The sequence below is a fragment of the Microbispora sp. H13382 genome (assembly GCF_014161445.1).
Taxonomy (GTDB): domain Bacteria; phylum Actinomycetota; class Actinomycetes; order Streptosporangiales; family Streptosporangiaceae; genus Microbispora.
The window spans coordinates 132352-154609 of record NZ_JABBXA010000022.1 but is presented as its reverse complement, the minus strand read 5'-3'; the positions used below and the strand labels follow the sequence as shown (position 1 = coordinate 154609).

Genomic DNA, 22258 nt, shown 5'->3' with positions numbered 1-22258 from the left:
ACACTAATGAAATCAGCATTTGTAGGTGAAACTTGCCTTGTCCTGGATTGGTTTCCCGGTCGTCGTGGGGGACAGGACCCGCAGCGTGGCCGTGCCCTTGAACGATCCCGATCCGGTCACCTTCCAGTGCAGGGGAAGGTTCACCGACGTGTCTCCCGAGGAGATCCGTTGCTCCTGCTCCAGCGGCTTGCGGTCGTCGCTGCGGATCCAGAGGTAGCGGATCGTCCCGGCCTCGCCGTTGGTCGTGACGACGCCCGTGAAGTCGGCTCTGCCGTCGCAGCGCACCGTCTTCTTGGGCGCCTTGACGTCGACGCCGCTCACCGCGAGCGACGCGGCGGGCGGCTGGCGCAGCCACAGGATCACCGCGGCGATCAGGATCGCCAGCAGCACGGTGCCCGCCCATGCCGTCGTACGCTTGCGGCGCCGGCGGGGAGTCGCCTCACGGGCCTGGGTGGCCGTGACGGCCGCGGCGGTCTGCCCGGACCGCCAGATCTGCGCCGCCGTGGTCTCGGTGGGCACTCCCGGCCCGAACCGCATCATCACGTCGCCGGGGTCGTCCACCGTGCCGGGCAGGTCGAGCAGGGTCACGGCCTCCCCGTAGGGAGAGCCGGCGGCCGCCGCGCCGACGGGGATCTCGGGGGACACGGGCGCGTGGAGGCCGCGTGCGGCCCGCGCCAGCCCGTCCCGGCCCATGCCCGGGAACGCCTCACGCTCGGCGAGCAGGGTGTCCCGCATGGAGGCGAGCCCCTGGGCCGGGGCGGCGGCGGACGCCCACCGCAGCACCGCCGCGGCACGGTCCTGGGCGCCTGCGGCGGCCAGCGTGCCGGCGAGCGCGGCCCAGGCCGCGACGTCCTGCTCCGCGGACGCGTGCTCGCCCCGGATCGCCCGCAGCAGGCCGCGCTCGGCCAGCAGCACCGAGCCGTCCTCCCCGACGACGACCGTCCCGGGGTGCAGCGCGCCGTGGGCCAGCCCGGCGGCGTGCACGGCGAGCAGCGCCTGCGCGGTCTCCAGGAGAACGGTCCCCGCGCCGCCCGCGTCCAGCCGGTCGGCGGCCATCAGATCGCCGAGTGCCGTCGCGCCGGCCGTGATCAGCCAGACCTCGTCGCGCGCGGCCACCAGGTCGATCACGGGCAGCAGGCCGATCGGGCCACCCTGCTGGAGACGCACGTCGGTGCCGACGGCCGCGACGATCCGTTCGCGCGCCTGGGCCGTCGCGACGGCCCGAGGATCGAACCGCAGCACGCCGGACGGCCGCCCGTCGGGAGAGACGGCGTCCGCCCAGGTGCCGACCTCGCTGCTCCGGGTGCGGCCGGTGAGCCGGTGCCCCGCGACCGTCACGCCTTCACGCATCTACCGCCGCCTTCGGAGTCGTCCGCGCATGCGTCCATGGCCAGTGTGGCGGGAACGAGACCGGTCGTCACCACCCACCCGAGAGTCACTGCAGCGTGGGTTCATCAACCGGAGTCGGGGTCGGCTCGGAGTTGCTCTGCGTCGGCGAGGGCTGGGTGGAGGGCTGGGTGGGCGGGTTGCTGGTCGGGGTGGAGTTGGGCCGCTTGGTCGGGGTGTTTTTGGGCGGGTCCACCGTGACCGTGGGCTCCTCCGAGGGAACCGGCTTGGGTGAGGGCTTCGGCTTCTGCGTGGGCTTCGCCGTCGGCTTCGGCTTCGGCGAGGGGCTCGGCCTGCGGGTCGGTCGCTGGGTCGCGGTGGGCACGGCCGGCGGCTGCGACGCGCGCGGCATGGGCCGGCTGGCGGTCGGCGTCGGGCTGGTCTCCTCCGGCTCCTCGGTGGGCTCTTCGGAGGGTTCCTCCGCCGGGGGCTCGTCCGACTCGTCCTCGACGTCGATGGACGAGGGATCGACCTGGGGCGAGCTCGACGTCTCGATCGTCGTCCCCGCCTGCAGGGTGGTGCCGCTCACGGTCTGCACCAGCGCCACCGTCCCGCCCGCGATCACGACCATCCCGGCCAGGGTCAGCCCGATCTTCATGCGGGTCTGGGCCAGCAGGCCGCCGAGCTTCGTCTCGGCCAGCGCGGTGCCGGTCTCCGGGGCCTTCTCCTTGAGCGGGAAGAACGGCACGAGCAGCCCGGCGAGCGCGGCGAGCCGCCGCCGTCCGCGCTCCTCCCAGGCCGGGCCGTACGCTCCGGCGGCGACGGTCTCGAGCTCCCGCAGGAACTCCTCGACCGACGTGTACCGGTCCTCGGGCCGCTTGGCCATGCCGCGCTCCACGAGGTCGCGCAGCGGGGGCGGCACCTCGTCGACCGGCGGAGGGGTCGCCTGGTGCTGTCGGGCCAGCGCGGCCATGTTCTGCGCCCGGAAGGGCCGGCCCCCGGTGAGGCACTCGAAGAAGACGACGGTGGCGGCGTAGACGTCGCTCGCCGGTCCGGCCTTTCCGCCCGCCCACTGCTCCGGGGCCATGTACGGCGGCGTCCCCGCCGCCCTGACCCCTTCGCCGGCCTGCGCCGCGATGCCGAAGTCGACGAGCTTGCTGATGCCGTCGGCCTCGACCATGACGTTCTCGGGCTTGTAGTCCCGGTGGACGATGCCGATGGAGTGCGCCGCGGACAGGGCGAGCAGCGAGCCCTTCAGCACGGTGAGCGCGGCCTCGGGCCCGGTCGGGCCCTCCGAGCGGAGCATCGCGCGCAGCGAGACGCCGTCGACGAGTTCCATGACGATGGCCGCCCCGCGTGCGGTCTCGACGTACTCGTAGAAGCGCACCGCGTGCGGGTGGGGGTCCATCGCCGCGAGCAGCCGAGCCTCGTGCCGGAACCGGGCGACGAAGTGGAGGTCCGCCATCATCTCGTCGGACAGGTACTTGATCGCCACCGGGAGGTCGTCGGCATCGTGCCGCGCGAGCACCACGCGCCCGGCGCCCCCCGTGCCGAGCTCACGAATCTCCGTGTAGCCGGGGACGCGCCAGGCGCCCGTCTGGCCGTGCATCACGGTCTGTCTCCTCATCGCCTGGGCCCCCGCCTAATGACGAGACCGTAGCTTAGTGATGACCTCGCGATTACGATGAAAAGTCACTATTTAGTCAGATGGGATTGTCAGGGATTGTCCGCGTCATTTGATGCAGGGATCCGTGTTCCGGGTGACCGTGGAGGCGCCGCCCGCCGCGGCCGGTGAGGTCGACGCGGTGACCGCGTAGGAGTCGCAGGGCCAGCGGGAGTAGGTGTACGTGGCGGTGACCGTGTAGCCGGTCTTGCCCGACAGGTTGTAGGTCCTGGTGGCCGCCTTGGAGCCGCCCGTCATCCAGGCGACGTCCAGCCGCACCGCGGAGGTGTTGCCCGTGGTGACGGCGATGGTGGCCGTGGCCGTCGTCCCGCTGATGGACAGGCTCTGCACACGTACCTGGCTGACCGAGGCGGGGCAGGTCACCGTGACCGAACCCGACGCCGTGCCGTCCGGGGCCGCGGGGTCGGTCGAAGCGCTGAATGTGACGTTCTCACCGCAGGGACGGCTGGAGAAGGTGTACGACATCGTCCGCGTGTAGGTCCTCGCTCCGGACAGGTGGACCGTCGTCGTGCCGCCGCCTGCGGAGGGCGCGGAGAACCGGCCGGTGAGGTCGACCTGGCCGGTGCCGTCGGTGGTCACCGTCACGGTGGCCGTCGCGACCCCGGCCGAGGAAACGGCCGGTGTGCCGACCTTCACCGAGGTGACGGAGGTCGGGCACGCCGGCGCCTTCGCCGTGGCGACCTGGGCGCCGCCCGGCGCGGCCGGGCCGGTGGTGACGCTCATGCCCCAGGTGCCCGAGCAGACGCGGCCGAGGTCGCCGGAGAGGGTGCGGGTGTAGGAGATCGCGCCGCTGAGGGTGAGCGTGCGGGTGGCGGTCACCGTGCCGTTCGCGGTGAAGCGCACGGTCAGCGTCACCTTGCCCGGTCCGCTGGTCCTGACGGTGACCGTTCCGGTGCCGGTCGCCTCGTCCTTACCGGCCCCGGCCTTGTACGACAGCCCGCCGACGTCCAGGTCCGAGACCTTGAGCGGCGCGGGAGAGGGCGACGGCTTGGGCGATGGCTTGGGCGATGGGGTCGGAGACGGCTTCGGAGAGGCCTTGGGAGAGGCCTTGGGAGAGGCCTTGGGAGACGGCGTGGGAGACGGCTTGGCCGAGGGCGCCGCCGAGGGGGATTCCGAGGGGGATTCGGAGGAGGTGTCGTCCGGGCTCTCCTGCGGCGTCTCCTCCGGTGCCGCGGAGGGAGCTTCGGAAGGGCTCTCCTCCGGGCCGGCCGGAGACGCGGACGCCGCGGCGGGCACACCCGTGTCCCCCGGCCCCGTGTTCTGGGGCGCCGTGTCCTGCGACGCCGCGACGGTGCGCGTGCCGGCCGAGCCGAGGGCGTACGCGCCGATGCCGCCGGCCGCGACCACCATGAGCACGGCCCCGGCGGTGAGCAGGACGCCCCTGCTCCGCACCGACCGCAGCGCCGTGGTGAACAGCGAGGTGCCGGTCTCGGTGGGCCGCACCCGGTTCAGCGGGAACGTCGCGGCCAGGGCGGCGGCGAGCGCGGCCAGCCTGCGGCGGCCCCGCTCCTCCCACGCCGGGCCGTACGCCGCCGTGGCGGCCTCCTCCAGCTCGGAGACGAACGCGGCGGCGCTCGCCGGCCGCAACAGGGGGTCCTTCGCCATGCCGCGCGCGACCAGTTGCCGCAGCGGCGCGGGGATCTCCTCGACCGGCACGGGCGCGGTCATGTGCATGTGCCGCAGCACGACGTGCTCGGTCGCGCGGTAGGGCCGGTGCCCGGTCAGGCACTCGAAGAAGACCGCTGTGGCGGCGTACACGTCGGAGGCCGGGGAGGCGGCCGCGCCCGTCCACTGCTCGGGGGCCATGTACGGCGGGGTCCCGGCGGGGGCGGGGGCCCCTCCGGCCCGCACGGCGATGCCGAAGTCGGCGAGCTTGCTCGTCCCGTCGGTGGCGACCAGCACGTTCTCGGGCTTGTAGTCGCGGTGGACGACGCCGGTCCCGTGTGCGGCGGCCAGGCCGAGAAGGGAGCCCTTGAGGACGGCGAGCGCGGCCTCGGGACCGGTCGGGCCCTGCTCGCGCAGCAGCGCGCGCAGGGTGGGACCCTCGACCAGTTCCATGACGATCGCGGCGCCCTGCCCGGTCTCCAGGTACTCGTAGAGCCGCACCACGTGCGGGTCGTCCAGCTCGACGAGCAGGCGGGCCTCCTCCCGGAAGCGGGTGACGAACCCCTCGTCCCGGCGCAGGTCCTCCGACAGGTACTTGATCGCGACCGTGGCGCCCGACTGCTCGTGGACGGCGAGGACGACGCGGCCGCCGCCTCCCGCGCCCAGCTCACGGGTCACCCTGTAACCGGGCACATTCCAGTGCTCGGCGGAACTCATGAGGCCTCCCCAGGATCAATAGGTCGGCCACAGTTTCACTGAAACCGCTTGCAATCCGCTTACAAATACGGCTTATCGGTCTACGACATGTGCGGGAACGGGGATGCCGGGGGCGAGGCGCGGGTCGGGCTCCGGGGCGCCCCAGGCCACGGTGAGCGGCAGCACGCCCGCCCAGACCGGCAGGTCGTAGTCCTCGTCGTCGTCCTTCGGCGGTCCCTGCCGCACCTTCACCGACGCCTCCTCCAGCGACAGGGCGACGACGGCGGTGGCGGCGATCTCCTTGCGGTCCGGCAGGCGTACGACGTCCCACTGCCCGGGAGCGAGCTGCTCGGTGATGGCCCGCAGGCCGGCGAGCCGTTCCTCGGGGTCGTCCACCAGCCGGGCGAGGCCGTAGACCATGGCGGAGCGGTAGTTCACCGAGTGGTGGAACGCGGAGCGCGCGAGCACGATCCCGTCGAGGTGGGTCACGGTCACGCAGACCGGGGTGCCGAGCGCGGCGCGCAGCGAGGTCGCGCCGGTGGAACCGTGGAGGTAGAGCGTGTCGCCGATCCGCCCGTAGCCGGTGGGGACGACCATGGGGGACCCGCCGGCCAGCACGCCGAAGTGACAGATGAGGCCGGCGTCGAGGATCGCGTACAGGTCGGCGCGGTCGGTCCGCGCCCGTTCCTTCGCGCGGCTGAGGGTGGTACGGGCGGTTGTGGAGAGCATGTCCGTTACGTTAGGGCGAAGTGGACCGGCGGAACACGTCCACTCACGACCCATACGGGGAGACCACTTGCGTTCGACTATCGACGTGCCGCTGACGGTGGACCGCGAATCCGGGGTGCCGCTCGCCGTCCAGGTGGCCGCCCAGTTGCGGGAGGCCATGCGCACCGGCGGGCTCAGGGCGGGGGAGCGGCTGCCGTCGACCCGGGGGCTCGCCACCCTGCTCGGCGTCAGCAGGACCGTCGTGACCGACGCCTACCAGCAGTTGTACGCCGAGGGATGGCTGGACGGGCGGCACGGCTCGGGCACGTACGTGGCCGACGAGGCGCTGCCGTACGAGAAGGCCGAGGGCCGGGCCGTCCACGCGAACCGGGGCGGCCACCGGGAGGAGGCGCCTCCGGGGGTGGTGGACCTGCGGCCTGGGCGACCGTGGGTGCTCGGGTATGACACGGCGGCCTGGCGGCGGGCGTGGCGTTCGGCCGGCGAGCTCCCGCTGAACGCGTTCCCCGACCCCTACGGCCACCCGGAGCTGCGCGAACTGCTGGCCGAGCACCTGCGCAGGGCCAGGGCCGTGCCGGTGGGCGCCGGGAACGTCATGGTCACCAGGGGCACCGGGAACGGCCTGGACCTGATCGCGGCCACGCTGCTCGGCCCGGGGACCCGGGCCGGGGTGGAGGAACCCGGCTGGCGGGCGGCCCGGCGGATCTTCGCCTCCCGGGGCGCCGAGGTCGTGCCCTGCCCCGTGGACGAGCAGGGTGTGATCGTCGAGGCGCTCCCCGACGACCTGCGCGTGCTCTACACCACGCCCGCGCACCAGTTCCCGGTGGGCGGCAGGCTGCCGATCCCGCGCAGGGAGAAGCTGCTCGCCTGGGCGCGCAGGACCGGCGCGATCGTCGTCGAGGACGACTACGACGCCGAGTTCCGCTACGACGTCGCGCCGTTGCCCGCGCTCTACGGGCTCGATCCCGGGCGGGTGGTGCTGCTCGGCACGCTGTCGAAGTCGCTCGGGCCCGACGTCGGGCTCGGCTGGCTGGTCGCCCCCGCCGGCCTGCTCGACGCCGTCGCGGAACGCCGGGTGCGCCTGGCCGACCGCACGTCGGGGCCGGTCCAGCGGGCCGTGGCGACCCTGCTGGAGCGCGGCGACCTCGACCGGCACCTGCGGAGGATGCGGCTGGAGTACGCCCGCAGGAGGGCGGCCATCGTCGAGGCGCTCGGGCCGTACGTGCGGGGTGACACGGCCGGGCTCCACGTCATGGTCGCCCTGCCCGCCGCCGTGGTCCCCGGCCTCGTGCGGCGGGCCGGGGAACGCGGCGTGCTCCTGGACACGACCGAACCGCACCATCACGGGCCGCCTCGGGTGCACGGCCTCGTGCTGGGCTACGGCTCGGCCTCCCGGGCCGACGTGCGGCGCGGGTGCGCGGTGATACGGGAGCTCATACCTCCTGAAGGAGCCTGAACTCGCTTCCGGGCAGGGGGACTTCCAGGTTGAGCGCCTCCTCGCCGATGATGCGGGCGATGTCGATCGACCCCGGGTCGCCCTCCCTGCTGCCGGGCACCTGGGAGTGGCCGAAGTGCCCGCCCCGCGCCCACAGCCGCTTGTTGCGCTCGGCGGCCACGGAGTGCGGGTAGGGCAGCGGGGGGCCGGCCGGCCAGCGGCGCGGCACTCCCCAGGAGTCGAGCCAGGCCAGGATGTCGTCCAGGCCGTCGAGCTTGGTGTCGGTGAACGGTTCCCTCGCCGAGCCGATGACTTGGATCTGCACGCAGACCCGTCCGTTCCTGCCGCGATCCGCGGTGAGCCCGCCGGCCGCCCGGGTGGGCGGCAGCGACTGGACGATCTCCCCGGTCACCGGGTTCCACACCAGGTGGGAGGGCCGGTGGAGCTGGATCAGCCGCTGGGCGACGGACCTGGCCGAGACCCCTTGGGGATCGGCGGGCCAGATGAACCAGACGGTCCTCGGGGCTCCTCCGAGCATCGCTCCGGAGTCCCCGGGGGAGGGAAGTCGGCTTGCGCCGGGCAGCCATGCTTGGGCCACAATGCCCCCTCAAATCCTCGGTCGCGTCGTTTTTCCCCTTCCAAACTTCCGCTGACACCTGGCTACGCCGGATTGTTACTGGCGGGTGCCAATCTTCCAACGAGGGTGTAACAAATGGTGACGCTGTGACGGATGCGTCACGGTGAGGGACTCGCCGCGGTGTCGACCGCCGGAGGCGGGCTGCCGTCGGACCTGCCCGGGGGCTCGGCCGTGGGACCGCTACCGGGGCCCGAGGTCGGGTCGGGCACCGGGTCGGCCTCGCCGGTCCCCTCCTGGCCGTCCCAGGTGACCCGGCAGGAGGGCCGGCCCGCCGAGGACTTGAAGGTCACCACGCCCGTGCCCGCGACCCCCGGATCGACGACGGCGAGCACCACCCGGCCGCTCGCCCCCGCGCGGAGCCTGCCGTGCCGGGGCGAGACCGCGATCCCGCCCGAAGTGCTGGCCGTCCACTCGATCACGGCGTCGCGCGCGGCCAGCGTGACCGACGTGCCCGCGGCCGTGCCCAGGTCTCCGGGGCACAGCGCCGTCAGGGCCGGCCGGGGCGCGCGCGGCGTACGGGTGGGAGTCGGCCGCGACCGCCCCGAGGGTGCGGTGGTGTGGGGCGGGGCGGTCGCGGCCGATTGGGGGGGATCGTCCTGTGGGGTCGGCGTGTCGTCGGCGGGCGTCGGGGTGGCCTGGTCGAGGGGCGGGTCGAGGGGCGGGTCGCTCTCCTCCGGGCCGAGCACCAGGTCGCCGGGGGCCGGATCGCCGGGGGTCGGGTCCCCGGGGGCCGCCGTCGGGGGCATGCGTATCGCCTCGAGGTGCTCGGCCGGCGCCTGCCCCGAGACCAGCGCGAGCCCGCCCGCCGTGCCGAACACGCAGACGGCGGCGAACATGACGGGCGCGGTCCGCAGCGGGCGGGAGCGGGCCCGTCCGCGCCGTGCCCGTGCCGCCGGCTGCGCGGCCGCGGGGAAGCCGCGCCGGTCGAGGAGAGCGGTGGCGCCGTCGTGGGGGTCGGCGCGGAGCGCGGACTCGATCACCCGGCGGCGCAGCGACAGCGGGGGGAAGGCGACGGGGATCATGTCGAGCAGCCGCCCGGCCGACACGTGCCTGCCCCGGCCCTCGCGGCAGATCTCGCAGCCCGCGATGTGCCTGCTCAGGCGCTTGCGCAGGGGAGCAGCGAGGGGACCGTCCTGCCAGCTGGCGCCCACGCCGTGGTCGACCAGCGCGGACAGCTCGGGGCAGTGGGCCCGGCCGGCCCTGGCCAGCACGAGGGCCGCGGCGGCGTTCTCCAGGTGGTCGCGGGCCCGGGTGAGCCGAGCCGACACCTGCCGGGAGGCGAGCCCGAGGACCGAAGCGATCTCGGCCGCCGTCAGGCCGTGCCGCAGGGCGAGTTCGAGCGCCTCGCGCTCATGGTCGCCGAGCTCTCCCAGCGCCTCGCGGACCAGCGCGGCGAGCGGGGGATCCGCGGACTCCTCCACGGTGATGACCGGTCCGGTGCCGTCCTCGCCGTCCCGCGCGGTCTCTCTCCGGGTGGCCCCTCGTCGGGTGGCCCCTCGTTGAGTGGCCCCTCGTTGAGTGGCGCTGTGGAACCGGGTCAGCGCGTACAGCCACGCCCGCAGCCGGGTGGGCTCCGTCAACCGGCCGGCGGAGCAGGAGGCGGCGACGAGCGCGTCGTGCACCGCCCGGGCCGCGGCGTCCAGGTCGCCCAGCAGCGCGTACGCGTAGTCGCTCAGCCGGTCGGCGTACGCGTCGTACAGCGCGGCCGGGGCCTGGGCGTCGGTGCCGCCCCCGCGCCGCAGCGCCTCCAGCAGTCGGTGGTCGTCGGCTCTCCCGACGCCGGGCCATACGGGCAACGAACATTCCTCCCCGTGTGACGGAACCTGGTCTCGCCGGTCCCCACACGAGTGGGACGCCGTCCCCGCTGGCGTCGTTTACGGGTCGCGCGGTCATGCCCAACGGGCATGACCTGCGAAAACGGGTGCCTGAGGGACTCTTGCTACTGGAGTCGCCGGGCGATGCCCTTGAGGAAGATGTTGCGGATCTCCAGAACCGTCTGCGGGAAGTAGGCGGCGCCGCCGGTCGCCTTCGCGATGGAGGTCATCTGCGTCCGGTCTTCGTCCTTCTGCGTGTTGAACGAGATGATCAGGAGGCTCACCGGCCGCTTCGGGTCGAAGGCGCCCTTCAGCTTCTGCAGGATCTCGCTGTTGGAGATGCCGCCGTTCGGGTCGTCGTTGCCGACCCCGTCGGTGAACAGCAGGATCGTGTTGACCTTGTCGGGCTCGTACTCCTTGGTCATCTTCTGGTACGCGGCCCACAGGGTGTCGTTCAGGCCGGTGTTGCCCGTGGGAATGGCCTTCGCCTGCCGCAGCGCCTGGGCGATCACGTCGCGGCGGGTCACCCCGTTGATCTGCTGGGCCAGCGGCCCGATCTGCACGACGGGCTTCCAGTCGACGCCCTCGCCGCGTAGGTTGTCGGAGAAGGCCCAGATGCCGATCTCCGCCTTGTCGGGGAACAGCTTCAGGCCCTCGATGCTGATGTCGGTGATCGCGCGCATCCGGGTGACGCCGGTCTTGTCGGCGGGCAGCGCCATGGTCCCGGAGATGTCGATCAGGGCGAGCATCTTCGTGCCGAGCTTGATCTGGTGCCAGGCCTGGGACAGGCGGGTGACGGTGGCGGTGTCCGGCAGCGGGATCGCCGCCGGCTTCTTGGCGTTCACGCCGTTGTCGGGCTTCAGCAGGCCGCCGCCCGCGCCGTCGGGCGTGCGGAAGCCGTAGTCCTGGACCGTCTTCCTGCCGTTGGGCGAGGTCATCTCGGTCGCCAGGGCCTGGGCGGCCTTGCGCGTCGCGGAGTCCTTCGCCGTGACGATGATCGGGTAGTCGAGGCTGATCGTGCCCTCGGCGGGATACAGCGCGACCGCCGGGTTCGAGGGGGTCGTCGTCGTGTTGTACGACCACACGGCCTGCTCGGACGTCACGCCCACCGGGATGCGGGCGGCGGCCTTGGTCAGCGTCGCGAACATGCTGTCGGGCGTGGACACGGTGGACTCCGACAGCCGGCGCAGCACGCCGACGAGCGTCTCCTCGTTGCCGCCTCCCTGCTTGAGCACGGCGGCCCCGGCCAGCAGCGCGCCGAGACCGGCGGCGTTCTGCGTGGGGTCGAGCGCGAGCACGCGCACCTTCCGCGCCAGGCCGTCGGGGTTGGCGGCGTTCGCCGCGCTCATCAGGCCGGTCCAGCTCGGGCTGAAGGCCGACTGGAGCTTGTCCGCGCCGGCCTTGGAAGCAGCCAGCACGACGGGTGTGCTGGCGGCGTTCCCGGCGGGCTCGGGCGCGTTCTTGACGCCGCTCAGCCACAGGCTGGAGTCGGGGATCCACAGGTCGGGGTTCAGCTTGCCGCTGGTGGGGCCGGTGCCCGCCATCGCGTTGGCGACGTCGGCCGGCTCGGCGGCCTTGACCGTGACGGCGACGCACTTGCCGTCGACGGCCCGGCCCGACTTGCCGAACCTGGTGGCGATCTTCTGGACGGCCGGGTGGATGTCGGGTGAGGCGACGACGGAGAGCTTGACTTTCTCACCCGCGCAGCCCGGGCCCTTGTTCACCACCACGTACGCCGCCACGCCGAGGAGCACGGCCAGGGCGACCGCGCCGGCCAGCGGGACGAGCACCGTCCCGCGCCCCGCCCGCCGCCGCGGCGGGGGCTCGAACTGGGGGTCTGAGCCGCCATCGAGTTCGTCTGTGCGGTGCCGTCCGCCCACGGTGCCCTCTCCGGTATCCACTGGCCGTAACAGGTTTACGGAACGATACTGGCAAAAGCGACAACATGCGCCTGATGCGTGCGGGAGGGTCCGGCGCAGGCCGTACCCTTGGCCCGTGGTCATCCCGGTCGAGGACGCCGCCGATCCGCGCCTGGCGGACTACGTGCGGTTGCGCGACGTCGATCTGCGCAAGAGCGTCGAGAGCGAGCGCGGTCTGTTCGTCGCCGAAGGCGAGAAGGTCATCAGGCGGGCGATCGGCGCGGGCCATCCGGTGCGCTCGGTGCTGACCACGGCCAAGTGGCTCGACGTGCTCGCCGACGTCATCGGGGAGGCCACCGTCTACCTGGTCTCCGACGAGGTGATGGAGGGAGTCACGGGTTTCCAGGTCCACCGGGGCGCGCTCGCCGCGATGGAGCGCACCCCGCTTCCGCCGATCGGTGAACTCCTCGCGGACGCGGGGCCGCGGATCCTCGTCCTGGAGGACCTCGTCGACCACGGCAACGTCGGGGCGATCTTCCGCTGCGCGGCGGCGCTCGGCGTCGGCGCGATCGTGCTGTCGCCGCGCTGCGCCGACCCCCTCTACCGGAGGGCCGTCAAGGTGTCGATGGGGGCGGTGTTCGCGATCCCGTACGCCCGGATGACCGACTGGCACGGCGGCCTGGCGGAGATCAGGACGGCCGGGTTCCGCCTGCTGGCGCTCACACCGGACCAGTCGGCCGTGCCGCTCGACAAGGCCCCGCTGTCCGGCCGGGTCGCGCTGATGCTCGGCTCGGAGGGCGACGGGCTGTCGTCCCACTGGCTGCACGAGGCCGACCAGCCCGTGTGCATCCCGATGAGCACGCGGGCGATGGACCTCGGCGTCGACTCCCTGAACGTGGTGGCCGCCGCGGCCATCGCCTGCCACGGCCTGCTCAGGGGAGCGTGACCCCCGCCCCCGCGACCGCTTCCTCGCCGGCTCCCTCACCGGCTCCCGCGGTGGCTCCCTCGGTGGCCCAGTCGAGCAGCTTGCGCGCGGTGGCGAACCTGGCCTTGTCACTGCGCTCGCCCAGCACGACCCCCACGTACGTGCGCCCGTCCCGGACGGCGGCGAACGACAGGCAGTAGCCCGCCTGGTTGGTGAAGCCGGTCTTCAGTCCCACCGCGCCGTCGTCGAGCAGGTCGTTGGTGTTGCGCCACACGTGCCCCCGGTGGAGGGCCGACTTCCGGACCACCCGCGTGGGCGTCCTGGCGACGGCCGCGATCACGGGGTCGCGCAGCGCGGCCATGGTCAGCGCCGCCTGGTCGCGGGCCGTGGAGTACCCCTTCGACGGCAGCCCGTCGGGGTTGGCGTAGCGGGTGTCGCGCAGGCCGAGGCCGCGTGCCGCGTCGTTCATCTTGGCGACGAACTTCGCCGTCCCCGGGCCGTACCGCTCGGCGAGGGCGTGGGCGGCGTCCGCCCCCGAGGGGAGCATGAGCCCGTAGAGCAGGTCACGCACCGTGAGCCGCTCGCCCGCCCGCAGCCCCGCCGTCGTGGCCCCGCCGGACAGCGCGTGCCTCACATCGGCCTTGGTGATGGTCACCACGTCGTCCAGCCGGGCCTGCCGCCGGACCACGTAGGCGGTCATGACCTTGGTCAGGCTCGCGACCGGCACCCGGCGCGTCTCGCGCTTGGCGAACTGGACCGTTCCCTCCGTGGTGTCCACCAGATAGGCCTCCCGGGCCGTGACCGACGGCCCGCGGCCGGACGCGGCGTCCGTCGTGGCGCGTGCGGGCGCGGCGGCGGTCCCTGCCGTGACGAGGGCGGCGGCCAGCGCGATGAGTACCCCGTTACGCATCCCGTCATGATCGCACGGCTTCGGACGCGGCGGGTGCGTCGCCGCTCCGGCCCCTCCTGCGGCGGTGCCGTACGAGGAGGGCGACGGCCACGGCCACGACGGCGGCGACGGCGGCGGCCAGCGCGGGCGACCGGGCCGCGAGCGACAGCCAGGCCCACAGGAGCGAGTAGAGGCCGAACGAGGTCACCGGCACCCAGGTCAGGCAGCCGAGGGCGCTGGCCACCAGGTACCAGCGGTAGTCCACCCGCAGCGCCCCGGCCACCCACGGCAGCGTGTGCCGCAGGCCCGGCACCCAGAAGCAGCCGTATACGGCGAGCGCGCCCCACCGGCGCACCACGTTCTCCACGCGCTCGATCCGCTCCCGGCCGATCCTGCGGCCGACGCGCGAGCGGTAGAGCGCCTCGCCGAGCCTGCGGCCGACCCAGTAGTACACCTGGAACGCGCCGAAGAGGGCGACCGCGCCGACCGTGACTACCAGCCACAGTGGCAGGCCGAACACGGAGGCCGCCGTAGGGTCAGGGATCCGCACGTGCTCTCACCGCCGGTCGTCGCCATTGATTAGGCAAGCCTCACCTTAACGCCCCCGGTCGCGCCGTTTGCAAGCGGATGTCAACCGGTGGTCAATCCGTCCGCCGTACACATGAGGGGACGAGAGGCGACGGGTTCGCGATGTCACAGGGGCCTTCGCGGACTCTGCCTCCCATCCACACGGCCTCTCATTCAGACGCCCGCGAGAGCCTCGCGGGCCTCGGTGACCCAGCGGGGGACGCCCACCCGCTCGGCCACCGCCAGCGCCTTCTCGTAGTGGTCGCGGGCCGGCAGATTGAGCCGTACGGCGAGGTCGCCGAGCGTCCTGGCCACCGGCCACAGGGCGACCACGCCGGTGCCGGCCCCGGCGATCCGGTCGCGGAACGGCGCCAGCTTCTCGTACGCCTCCCGCATCCGGTCCTCGTCGTCCAGGAGCATCCCGGCGAGGGCCCGCCAGATGAGGGCGAGCTCGTAGAGGAAGTCGGTGCGGACCGGTTCCCTGCTCGCGGCCACCACCCGCGCGTCCCGGGCGTGGCCGGCCGAGGCGAGCGCCACGGCGTAGGCGTCGAGGGTCCACTTGGCGCCGCGCTGGTGGGCCTCGCCCAGCGGCTCGGTCATCTCGGCGGCCCGGCCGTCCACCAGGTGCAGGCAGAACGTGGCGATCAGCGGCAGGTCCTGGCGGCCTTCGAGCATGCCGGCCCGTGCGGTCAGCCGCGCGGCGTTCCGGTAGGCCCGCTCGGCCCCGGCGTAGTCACCGGTGATCATCAGGCGCTGCCCGGCGTACCACGCGCCGACGGCCGCGGGGGCCGGCAGGTCGTACCGCCGCCCGAGGCTTTCGGCCTGGGCGAGGTGCTCGTCGGCCTCGGCGAAGTCGCCGCGGGCCGCCGCGCACTCCAGCAGCACCAGGTGCGCCAGCGTCTGCACCGCGATCTGGCCCGACTCCGACCCGACCCGCAGCAGCTCACGGCCGATGATCTCGCGCTCGTCGACCTGCGTCAGCGTGTATGACTGCCGCAGCCGGCCGCTCAGCGCCATCGCCAGCAGGGCGGGGTCGCCGCTCGCCCTGGCCAGCTCCTCGGCCTCCAGCGACGCCTGGTAGCCGCGCTCGGTGGCCGACCCCTCCAGCTCCAGGGCCAGCGTGGCGAGCAGGCTGGCCCGCAGGGACTGCTCGCCCTCCGGCAGCGCGACGAGCGCCTTCTCGGTGACGTCGACGATCTCCCAGGCCGTGCGCGTGAAGTCGCGGGCGATGCCCTTGTGCGGCACCGCGAGCGCCGCCGCGACCCGGGCGGTCAGCTCCAGGTCGCCGAGCGGCAGCGCGACGGACATCGCCTCCCCCCGGTGCGCGCGGGCGGCGGTCATGTCCCCGCACAGCGCCAGCGCCCTGATCAGCCGGAGCTGGAGCTCCAGCCGGTCGCGTACCGGCCCCCGGTCCGCGTGGGCACGGCCTGTGTGAGCACGGCTTGTTCGAGCACGGTCGAAGGCGGCGATGGCCTGCTGCCAGAGCGTGGCCGCCTCGCGGTGGGCGAACCTGCGCTCGGCCTGCTCGGCCGCCAGCCCCGCGTACCGCACGGCTTGCGCCGCCGTCTCCACCGTGCCCGCCGCGTCGTAGTGGTGGGCCAGCGCGGCCACGTCGTTCGGGCTGCGCTGCTCGATCACCGAGGCCACCGCCGCGTGCAGGCGCGAACGGCGCAGCCGTGAGGCGTCGGAATAGAGCGTGTCCCTGACCAGGTCGTGGTCGAACCTCAGCAGGCCGGGCCCCGGCTCGGTCACCAGCCCGGCCAGCAGCGCCGCCTCCACCGCGTCCACCACGGCGTCCTCGTCGCCGGACACGTCGACCAGCACGTCGACGTCCACGTCCCGGCCGATCACGGCGGCCTGCAGCAGCACCTGCTGGGCCCGCTCCGGCAGCCGGGCGATCCGCCGCCGCAACACGTCGCGCACGCCCGAGGGCACCTCGGAGATGTCGGCCTCGGCCTCGAACAGCCGGGCCGTCTCCTTGACGAAGAACGGGTTGCCCCCGGCCCGCTCGACGATCGTGCTGACGACCTCGTCGTCGACCTCGCGCACGCAGGTCGCCCGGACGAGTTCCGCCACGGCGGCGTCGTCGAGGCCGCCGAGCCCGACGCGTACGGGGTCGAGGCGGGCCAGCGCGGCCAGCACGTCCTGCTGCTGGTCGTTCAGCTCGCCGTCCCGGCAGGTCACCACGATCAGCACGCGGCTGGCCGCGAGCAGGCTCGGCAGCGCGCGCAGCAGCGCCAGCGTCTGGTCGTCGGCCCAGTGCAGGTCCTCGACGAGGATCAGCAGCGGCGCCTCGCGCGCCACGGCCGACAGGTAGCCGCCGACGGCCCGGTGCAGCCGGAAGCCGCCCGACGCCTCGTCGTCGGCGGTGTCGGGGGCGGCGTCGTCGAGCAGCGGCGCCAGCAGCGCGGCGTACTCGCCCGCACCCCTGCGGGCCACGAGGGCGCGCAGCACCTCGACCCAGGCCCAGCCGGGCGGGGTCGCCGTGCTGTCGGGGCAGCCGCCGGTCGCTCCGATCCAGCCCTCGTGCTCCAGCCGTTCGAACAGCCGCCGCACCAGCGTCGTCTTCCCCGCGCCGGGATCGCCGCTGATGACGGCGACGGTGAACCGGCCCCCCTGGGCGCGCGGCGCGGCGGCGGCGAGCGCGGCCAGCTCGGCGTCGCGGCCGACGAACGGCTCGGGCTCCAGCGGCGGCGCGTCGCTGGTCGCGACCGGTCTCGGGGGCCAGGTGGCGCTGATCTCGACGGGCCGCCGGGGCGCGGGGAGCACGAGGTCGAGCCCGGGGTCCTGGGCGAGGATGTCCGACTCCAGCTTGCGCAGCGCCGGACCGGGGTCGATGCCGAGCTCGTCGGACAGGATCGTGCGGGCCCGGCGCAGCGCGGCGAGCGCGTCGCCCTGCCGCCCGCACCGGTACAGGCCGAGGGCGAGCAGCCGCCAGCCCTCCTCCCGCAGGGCGTGCTCGGTGGTCAGCGCCTCGAGATCGGGCACGGTCTCGGCGTGCAGGCCCATCCGCAGCCCGGCGTCGGCGTGCCGCTCCCTGGCCACCAGGCGCAGCTCGCTGAGCCGCGCCACCTCCGCCTCCGCCCAGGGCTGGTCGGCGAAGTCCGAGTAGGGCGTGCCGTGCCACAGCGCGAGCGCCGCGTCCAGCCGGGCCCGCGCGGCCTGCGGGCTCTCGTCCAGCCGCTCCCCGGCCGAGCGGACCATGGCCTCGAAGCTCAGCGCGTCCACCTGTTCGGGGGCGGCGCGCAGGGCGTACCCCGACGCGACGGTCACGAGCAGCCGGTTGGGCCCGCCACGCGGGCGGTTCGGCTCCAGCACCCGGCGCAGCCGGGAGATGTAGACCTGTAACCCCGACTGGGCGCCCTTGCCGGCGTCGTCGTCCCACAGGTCGAACAGCAGGGTGTCCACGGGCACGACCTGACCACGCGCCACGAGCAGGCGGGCCAGCACCGCGCGCTGCCGCAGCCCGCCGAGGTCGAGCTCGTCGGTGTCGTCGTGCGCCCCCACCGGCCCGAGGACCCGGAACGTCACCGGGCTCATCGGGCGCTCCTCCGCTGTCGTGCGCCGTGCCCGCAGGCCGGCGCAGGTTGCCGTCGTGTCTCGGGTTGGCGTCGCATGTCAGGCGCCACCGTATGCGCGTCCGCGAAGCGGGCACAAGGTTTTAACCGACCCGGACACCCTCACCTTCCCGCTCGTGAGTTTAGAAGATCACGAGGAGGTTCCGCAGGCAGTCAGGGGACGCGCGTGCGGCGCGGAGAGGGCGCCGGACCGGCGCCCTCGGCGCGGGCGTCCCGCCGGCGCAGCAGCGCCCATCCGCCGAGCGCGAGCCCGCCCCACGGGATCTCGATGGTGTAGGTCCAGAAGCCGAACAGCACGGCCGCGGCGGTGGCCCCGCCGGCGGGCTGGCCGAACGCCCCGATCAGCAGCGTGGCGACGCCGCCCTCCATGATCCCCGCCCCGCTGGGCGTGACGAGGGCGGTGGTGAGGACGCGGCTCAGCGCGAAGACCGCGACGGTCTCGGCGGGTCCCGGGTACGAGCCGGTGGCCACCAGGCAGGCGGCCATGATCAGGCACTGGAGGACGAGGAAGGCGACCATCCCGAGCGACAGGCCCGCCCACCGGCTGTGGATGATGTCGGCCGTGTCCCGGCGCAGCCGTTCGATCGCCGCCGACGCGGCGTGCTCCGCCGGGCGGAACCTCCGGGGCGCGAGCCGTACGAGCCCGTCCAGGGCGCGGCCGAGCACGGCGGCGGCGCGGTCCCAGTAGAGGGCGGCGGCCACCACGGCCACCAGCGCGAGTATCGACACCGCGCCGGCCCAGCCCGCCTTGGCGACCGTGGGGTTGGTGGCCTTGCCCGCGATCAGCAGGCCCAGGATCCCCACGGCGGGCAGGATGAAGCGGAACAGCGAGTTCCAGATGCCGGTGACCAGCGTGTAGACGACGATCGGCCGGTTGGCGAAGCCCCAGCCGCGGGTCATGCCGAACGTCAGGGCCACGCCCGCCGCCCCGCCGAACGGCAGCAGGTTGCTGACCGCGCTCCCGGCCGCGTTGAGCGTGAGCGCCTGCGTGTGCGTGAGGCCGGGCAGCGCGGAGGTCATCACGAACGTGTACGCCCACAGGCTCGCCAGCCACAAGGCGCTCATCAGCGCGATCGTGTGCCACCCGAGACCGCCGAACTGGTGGCCGATCTCCCGCCAGCTCACGGTGGCGCCGGTCAGCGCGTGCACGATCTGCGGGAGATAGAGCACCAGCGCCCCGGCCAGCCCGAGCGACACCGCGGACAGCGCGATCTGCAGCCACTTCCTGTTCACCCGCGTATGCCCCCAGTCCGGTGTCGGTCCTTCCCAGTCTGCCGGTCCGTGTGGGCGGTCGGCTCCTCCTGACGGAGGATCACCACCCCTAGGGGTTGTCGAAGGGGTGCCGCAGGCGGGTACCCCGGGGCAGGCCGCGGCGCACGTACCACTCGGTGCCGAAGACGTAGCGGTAGGCGAATCCGGGGATCTTCAGCATCGCGCCCAGCGTGCGGTCGCCGTCGCCGCCGGTGGCCTGGCTGGCGTGGGCCGCCATCGCCGCCCGCTTGGCCTTGGCGTGTCCGCGTACGTTCACCCGGTGGGTGATCGCGTCCCGGGGCGAGTAGGCCCGTTCGAAGCTCCGCACGTCGATCGCCGGGTAGAACCGGGAGGCCAGCCGTACGCCCTTGAGCAGCAGGTCGCGGTCGACCGTCGCCTCCAGCACGATGGGCGTCCCGGCGATCTCGGCGGCCCGGCCGCCCACCCGGTAGACCTGCACGTGGTCGGGGTGGCCGTAGCCGCCCGCCGGGTCGTAGATCGTGAGCAGGTCGGCCGTCTCCTCCTTGAGCACCGAGGCCAGCCGCTGGGCCGCCTCCTCGATGTCGGCGTCGATGAACGCGTTGTCCGGCCGGTCGTCGGCCACGCCGCCGTCGATCGCCAGGCCGGAGTCGCCGTAGCCGAGCAGCACGACCCGGGCGCAGCCCAGGGCCGCGGCCGAGCGGTGCAGTTCCTCCATCCGGGCTCTGCCCAGTTCCTCGCCGTGGGGAAGATCGGCGAGGCCGCGCTCGCCCGCCGTGGCGACGACGAGCACCACGCGGTGCCCCTCGTTCGCCAGCATGGCCATGGTCCCGGCGGTCAGCAGCGCCTCGTCGTCGGGATGGGCGTGGAAGAACACCGCCGTCCTCATCGCGCCCCACGGAACGTCGTCATCGCGTGCTCCACTCGTCTGCGCCACCGCGGCTGCCGTGGCGGCCGGTTCCCGACATGATCCCACGTGGTCCGGCCCGGGCCGCGCCGCCCTCCCCGCGAGCGGTTTGATGGGCGTGGCGCACTCTGCCAGGCTGACCCGGTGAGGATTCTTCACGTCAGCGACTGCTACCTGCCGCGGCTCGGGGGAATCGAGGTGCAGGTCGCCGACCTCGTCAGGGCCCAGCGCGAGGCGGGCCACACGGTCGAGGTGGTGACGGCGACGCCGGGGGAGCGGCTGCCCGGCGTGCACCGCGTGGTCGCGAATCTCCCGTTCGACCTGCCGGTCCATCCGCGGGGCACGGCCCACCTGCTCCGGCTCATGACGAGCGGGCGGTTCGACGTGGTGCACGTCCACACGGGGGCGGTCTCGCCGTTCGCGTGGATGGGGGTGCGCGCGGCGGTCCGGGCCGGCCTCCCGGTGGTCGCGACCGTGCACAGCATGTGGGATCCGGTCACCCGGGGCGTGTACCGGGCGCTGCAGGCGGCCTTCGAGTGGCGGCGCTGGGGCCTGGTCCTCACCGCTGTGAGCGAGGCCGCCGCGCGCCCCATCCGCGCCGTGGCCGGGCCGCGCGTGCCGGTGCAGGTCGTCTCCAACGGGCTGGACGTGACCTCGTGGCGGCCCGAGCCCGGCCCCGTACGGGCCGCCGGGGACGACACGGTGAACGAGACGGTGCATGTGGTGGCGGTGGGCAGGCTGGCGCCGCGCAAGCAGCCGTTGCGCCTGCTCAAGCTGCTGGAGACGGCGCGCGACAGGGTGCCGGGGAACGTCGCGATGCGCGCGACGATCGTGGGCGACGGCCCGGCCCGCGGGCGCATGGAGCGCTACCTGCGGGCGCGCCGGATGGGGTGGGTGTCACTCCCCGGCAGGTACAGCCGGGAGCAGATCAAGGATTTGCTGGCCGAGGCCGACGTGTTCGTGGCCCCGGCGCCGCGCGAGTCGTTCGGGCTGGCCGCGCTGGAGGCCCGCGCGGCCGGCGTGCCGGTCGTTGCGCGGGCGCAGAGCGGCGTGGCCGACTTCGTCAGGCCGGGCAAGGAGGGCCTGCTGGGCCGCACGTTCGACGACCTCGTCGCCTCGGTCGTACGGCTGGCCCGGGACCCCGGCCTGCGTCAGTCGATCGCCGAGCACAACCGGGAGACCGAGCCGGTCCGGTGCTCCTGGCCCGCCGTGCTGGAGGGCTTCGCCCGCTGCTACGAGCTGGCCGGGAGCTGACCCGGGCCACCGGCCGTCTAGTAAGGGAGGACCCTTCCCGAGGGGGTGCGCAGGTCGATCGGGGCGGGAGTTCTCGGTGGCCGCGGTCGCGGCACGATCTGCACCTTCTTCATCGGGGCCCTCCTTTCGGCGGTGTCCGTCAGCTGGTGCCGTCATGATTCCCACGAATTGGCCAGAATTATCCTCCGGACGTCAGTTCTTGTTCTTGTAACGTGCGCTTCTCGGTCACCCGTGCGTCGCAGGCGGCCGTGGGAGCTACTCGCAGGCCGTGGTCCTGTCCGCGCCGGGGCCGCCGTTGCAGTCGTCGGTGCCGGCCCCGCCGTCGAGGTCGTCGCCGCCGCTGCCCCCGTTCAGCTCGTCGTTGCCGGCGTTGCCGCTCAGGTCGTCGTCGCCGGCGCCGCCGTTGAGCTCGTCGTCGCCCGTGCCCCCGCGCAGTTCGTCGTCTCCGGGGCCGCCGTCGACCTCGTCGTTTCCGGCGTCGCCGCGTACGTCGTCGGCGCCCTTGCCGCCGTCGAGGGTGTCGTCGTTGTTTCCGCCGCGCAACACGTCGTCGCCGGCCTCGCCGCGGAGGCGGTCGTTGCCGTCCCCGCCGCGCAGGTCGTCGTCGCCCGTGCCCCCGCGCAGGTCGTCCCTGCCGCGCCCGCCCCTGAGCTCGTCGTCGCCGGCGCCGCCGTACACCACGGTGGGCAGGGGGACGTTTATGTCCGCCGCGATGACGACGACGTCGTCCCCATCGCCGGTCACGACCTTGATCTTCTTGATCACGTTGCCCACCAGGACGGCCTCGCCGTCGCGGGGATCGGGGCTGCAGCCCTTGATCGGGCCCGCCTCGTCCCGGACCGCCAGGGAGTAGCCGGTGAGCCCGGGCGCCTGGACGGTCACCTCGTTGGCCACCCCCGGCGTCGCCGTGTAGACGAGCGTCGTCTGGGAGACCGTGCACGTGCCGGCGTAGGCGGGCTCGGCCGCCGCGGCGCCGGCCGGGGGAAAAGCGAGCGCCAGCACGGCCGCCGGCGCCACGAGCAGACGTCGGCGTGCGAACAGATGGTTGGTCATCGGAGAGTCCCTTCACACGAACCGGGGCAAAGTGAGCCCCAGGGTTGTACGCATCGTGAGACGGGTCAATAGA

16 protein-coding genes are annotated in these 22258 nt (G+C 73.7%); 3 read left to right on the top strand and 13 right to left on the bottom strand.

Going from position 1 to position 22258, the window contains the following annotated elements; all coding sequences use genetic code 11:
* Positions 1-12: 12 nt before the first annotated feature.
* The 4 genes from HHX41_RS33180 to HHX41_RS33165 all read right to left on the bottom strand — a co-directional run bounded on the left by HHX41_RS33180 (position 13) and on the right by HHX41_RS33165 (position 6040).
* A complete protein-coding gene (locus HHX41_RS33180; RefSeq protein ID WP_182909097.1) occupies positions 13-1350 on the bottom strand; it encodes a hypothetical protein in 1338 nt (445 codons plus the stop codon).
* An 85-nt stretch (positions 1351-1435) separates the two neighbouring features.
* Complete coding sequence (locus tag HHX41_RS33175; RefSeq protein ID WP_182909096.1) at positions 1436-2935, bottom strand: serine/threonine-protein kinase; 1500 nt, start codon at positions 2933-2935, stop codon at positions 1436-1438.
* A gap of 123 nt (positions 2936-3058) precedes the next feature.
* Positions 3059-5332, bottom strand: a complete 2274-nt coding sequence (locus HHX41_RS42075; protein ID WP_182909095.1) for a serine/threonine-protein kinase — start codon at positions 5330-5332, stop codon at positions 3059-3061.
* Between the two features lie 72 nt (positions 5333-5404).
* A complete protein-coding gene (locus HHX41_RS33165; RefSeq protein WP_182909094.1) occupies positions 5405-6040 on the bottom strand; it encodes a pyridoxamine 5'-phosphate oxidase family protein in 636 nt (211 codons plus the stop codon).
* Positions 6041-6107: 67 nt separating this feature from the next.
* On the opposite strand from HHX41_RS33165, the gene HHX41_RS33160 reads away from it, so the two are divergent.
* A complete protein-coding gene (locus HHX41_RS33160; RefSeq protein ID WP_259401483.1) occupies positions 6108-7493 on the top strand; it encodes a PLP-dependent aminotransferase family protein in 1386 nt (461 codons plus the stop codon).
* Here the strand turns inward: HHX41_RS33160 and HHX41_RS33155 are convergent.
* The 3 genes from HHX41_RS33155 to HHX41_RS33145 form a co-directional block, all read right to left on the bottom strand.
* Positions 7471-8010, bottom strand: coding sequence for a hypothetical protein (locus HHX41_RS33155; RefSeq protein WP_169986645.1), 540 nt, complete (start codon positions 8008-8010; stop codon positions 7471-7473). The two genes, HHX41_RS33160 and HHX41_RS33155, sit on opposite strands and share 23 nt — an antisense overlap.
* Positions 8011-8207: 197 nt before the next feature.
* Positions 8208-9905: a sigma factor-like helix-turn-helix DNA-binding protein gene (locus tag HHX41_RS33150; RefSeq protein ID WP_182909092.1), complete on the bottom strand. Its 1698-nt coding sequence runs from the start codon at positions 9903-9905 to the stop codon at positions 8208-8210.
* A 143-nt stretch (positions 9906-10048) separates the two neighbouring features.
* Positions 10049-11824 (bottom strand): substrate-binding and VWA domain-containing protein, encoded by a 1776-nt coding sequence (locus HHX41_RS33145; RefSeq protein ID WP_310742298.1) that lies wholly within the window; start codon positions 11822-11824, stop codon positions 10049-10051.
* A 94-nt stretch (positions 11825-11918) separates the two neighbouring features.
* On the opposite strand from HHX41_RS33145, the gene HHX41_RS33140 reads away from it, so the two are divergent.
* Entirely contained in the window at positions 11919-12728 is an 810-nt protein-coding gene (locus HHX41_RS33140; protein ID WP_182909091.1) for an RNA methyltransferase, read from the top strand.
* On the opposite strand, the gene HHX41_RS33135 is transcribed toward HHX41_RS33140, so the two are convergent.
* The 5 genes from HHX41_RS33135 to HHX41_RS33115 form a co-directional block, all read right to left on the bottom strand.
* Positions 12715-13617 carry a D-alanyl-D-alanine carboxypeptidase family protein gene (locus HHX41_RS33135; protein WP_182909090.1) on the bottom strand — a complete coding sequence of 301 codons (903 nt, stop codon included), beginning with the start codon at positions 13615-13617 and terminating at the stop codon, positions 12715-12717. The two genes, HHX41_RS33140 and HHX41_RS33135, sit on opposite strands and share 14 nt — an antisense overlap.
* 4 nt (positions 13618-13621) lie before the next feature.
* On the bottom strand, positions 13622-14116 hold the full coding sequence (locus tag HHX41_RS33130) for a VTT domain-containing protein (protein WP_310742297.1): 495 nt from the start codon (positions 14114-14116) through the stop codon (positions 13622-13624).
* Between the two features lie 221 nt (positions 14117-14337).
* The gene (locus tag HHX41_RS33125; RefSeq protein ID WP_182909088.1) at positions 14338-17703 is read right to left on the bottom strand and encodes an AfsR/SARP family transcriptional regulator; all 3366 of its coding nucleotides are present in this window, start codon (positions 17701-17703) and stop codon (positions 14338-14340) included.
* A 191-nt stretch (positions 17704-17894) separates the two neighbouring features.
* On the bottom strand, positions 17895-18974 hold the full coding sequence (locus tag HHX41_RS33120; RefSeq protein WP_169986657.1) for a lysylphosphatidylglycerol synthase domain-containing protein: 1080 nt from the start codon (positions 18972-18974) through the stop codon (positions 17895-17897).
* An 88-nt stretch (positions 18975-19062) separates the two neighbouring features.
* On the bottom strand, positions 19063-19860 hold the full coding sequence (locus tag HHX41_RS33115; RefSeq protein ID WP_169986659.1) for a PIG-L deacetylase family protein: 798 nt from the start codon (positions 19858-19860) through the stop codon (positions 19063-19065).
* A gap of 162 nt (positions 19861-20022) precedes the next feature.
* Between HHX41_RS33115 and HHX41_RS33110 the strand changes: the two genes are divergently transcribed.
* The gene (locus HHX41_RS33110; RefSeq protein ID WP_182909087.1) at positions 20023-21132 is read left to right on the top strand and encodes a glycosyltransferase family 4 protein; all 1110 of its coding nucleotides are present in this window, start codon (positions 20023-20025) and stop codon (positions 21130-21132) included.
* A 255-nt stretch (positions 21133-21387) separates the two neighbouring features.
* Here the strand turns inward: HHX41_RS33110 and HHX41_RS33105 are convergent, their stop codons facing one another.
* On the bottom strand, positions 21388-22185 hold the full coding sequence (locus tag HHX41_RS33105) for a calcium-binding protein (RefSeq protein ID WP_182909086.1): 798 nt from the start codon (positions 22183-22185) through the stop codon (positions 21388-21390).
* Positions 22186-22258: the final 73 nt, after the last annotated feature.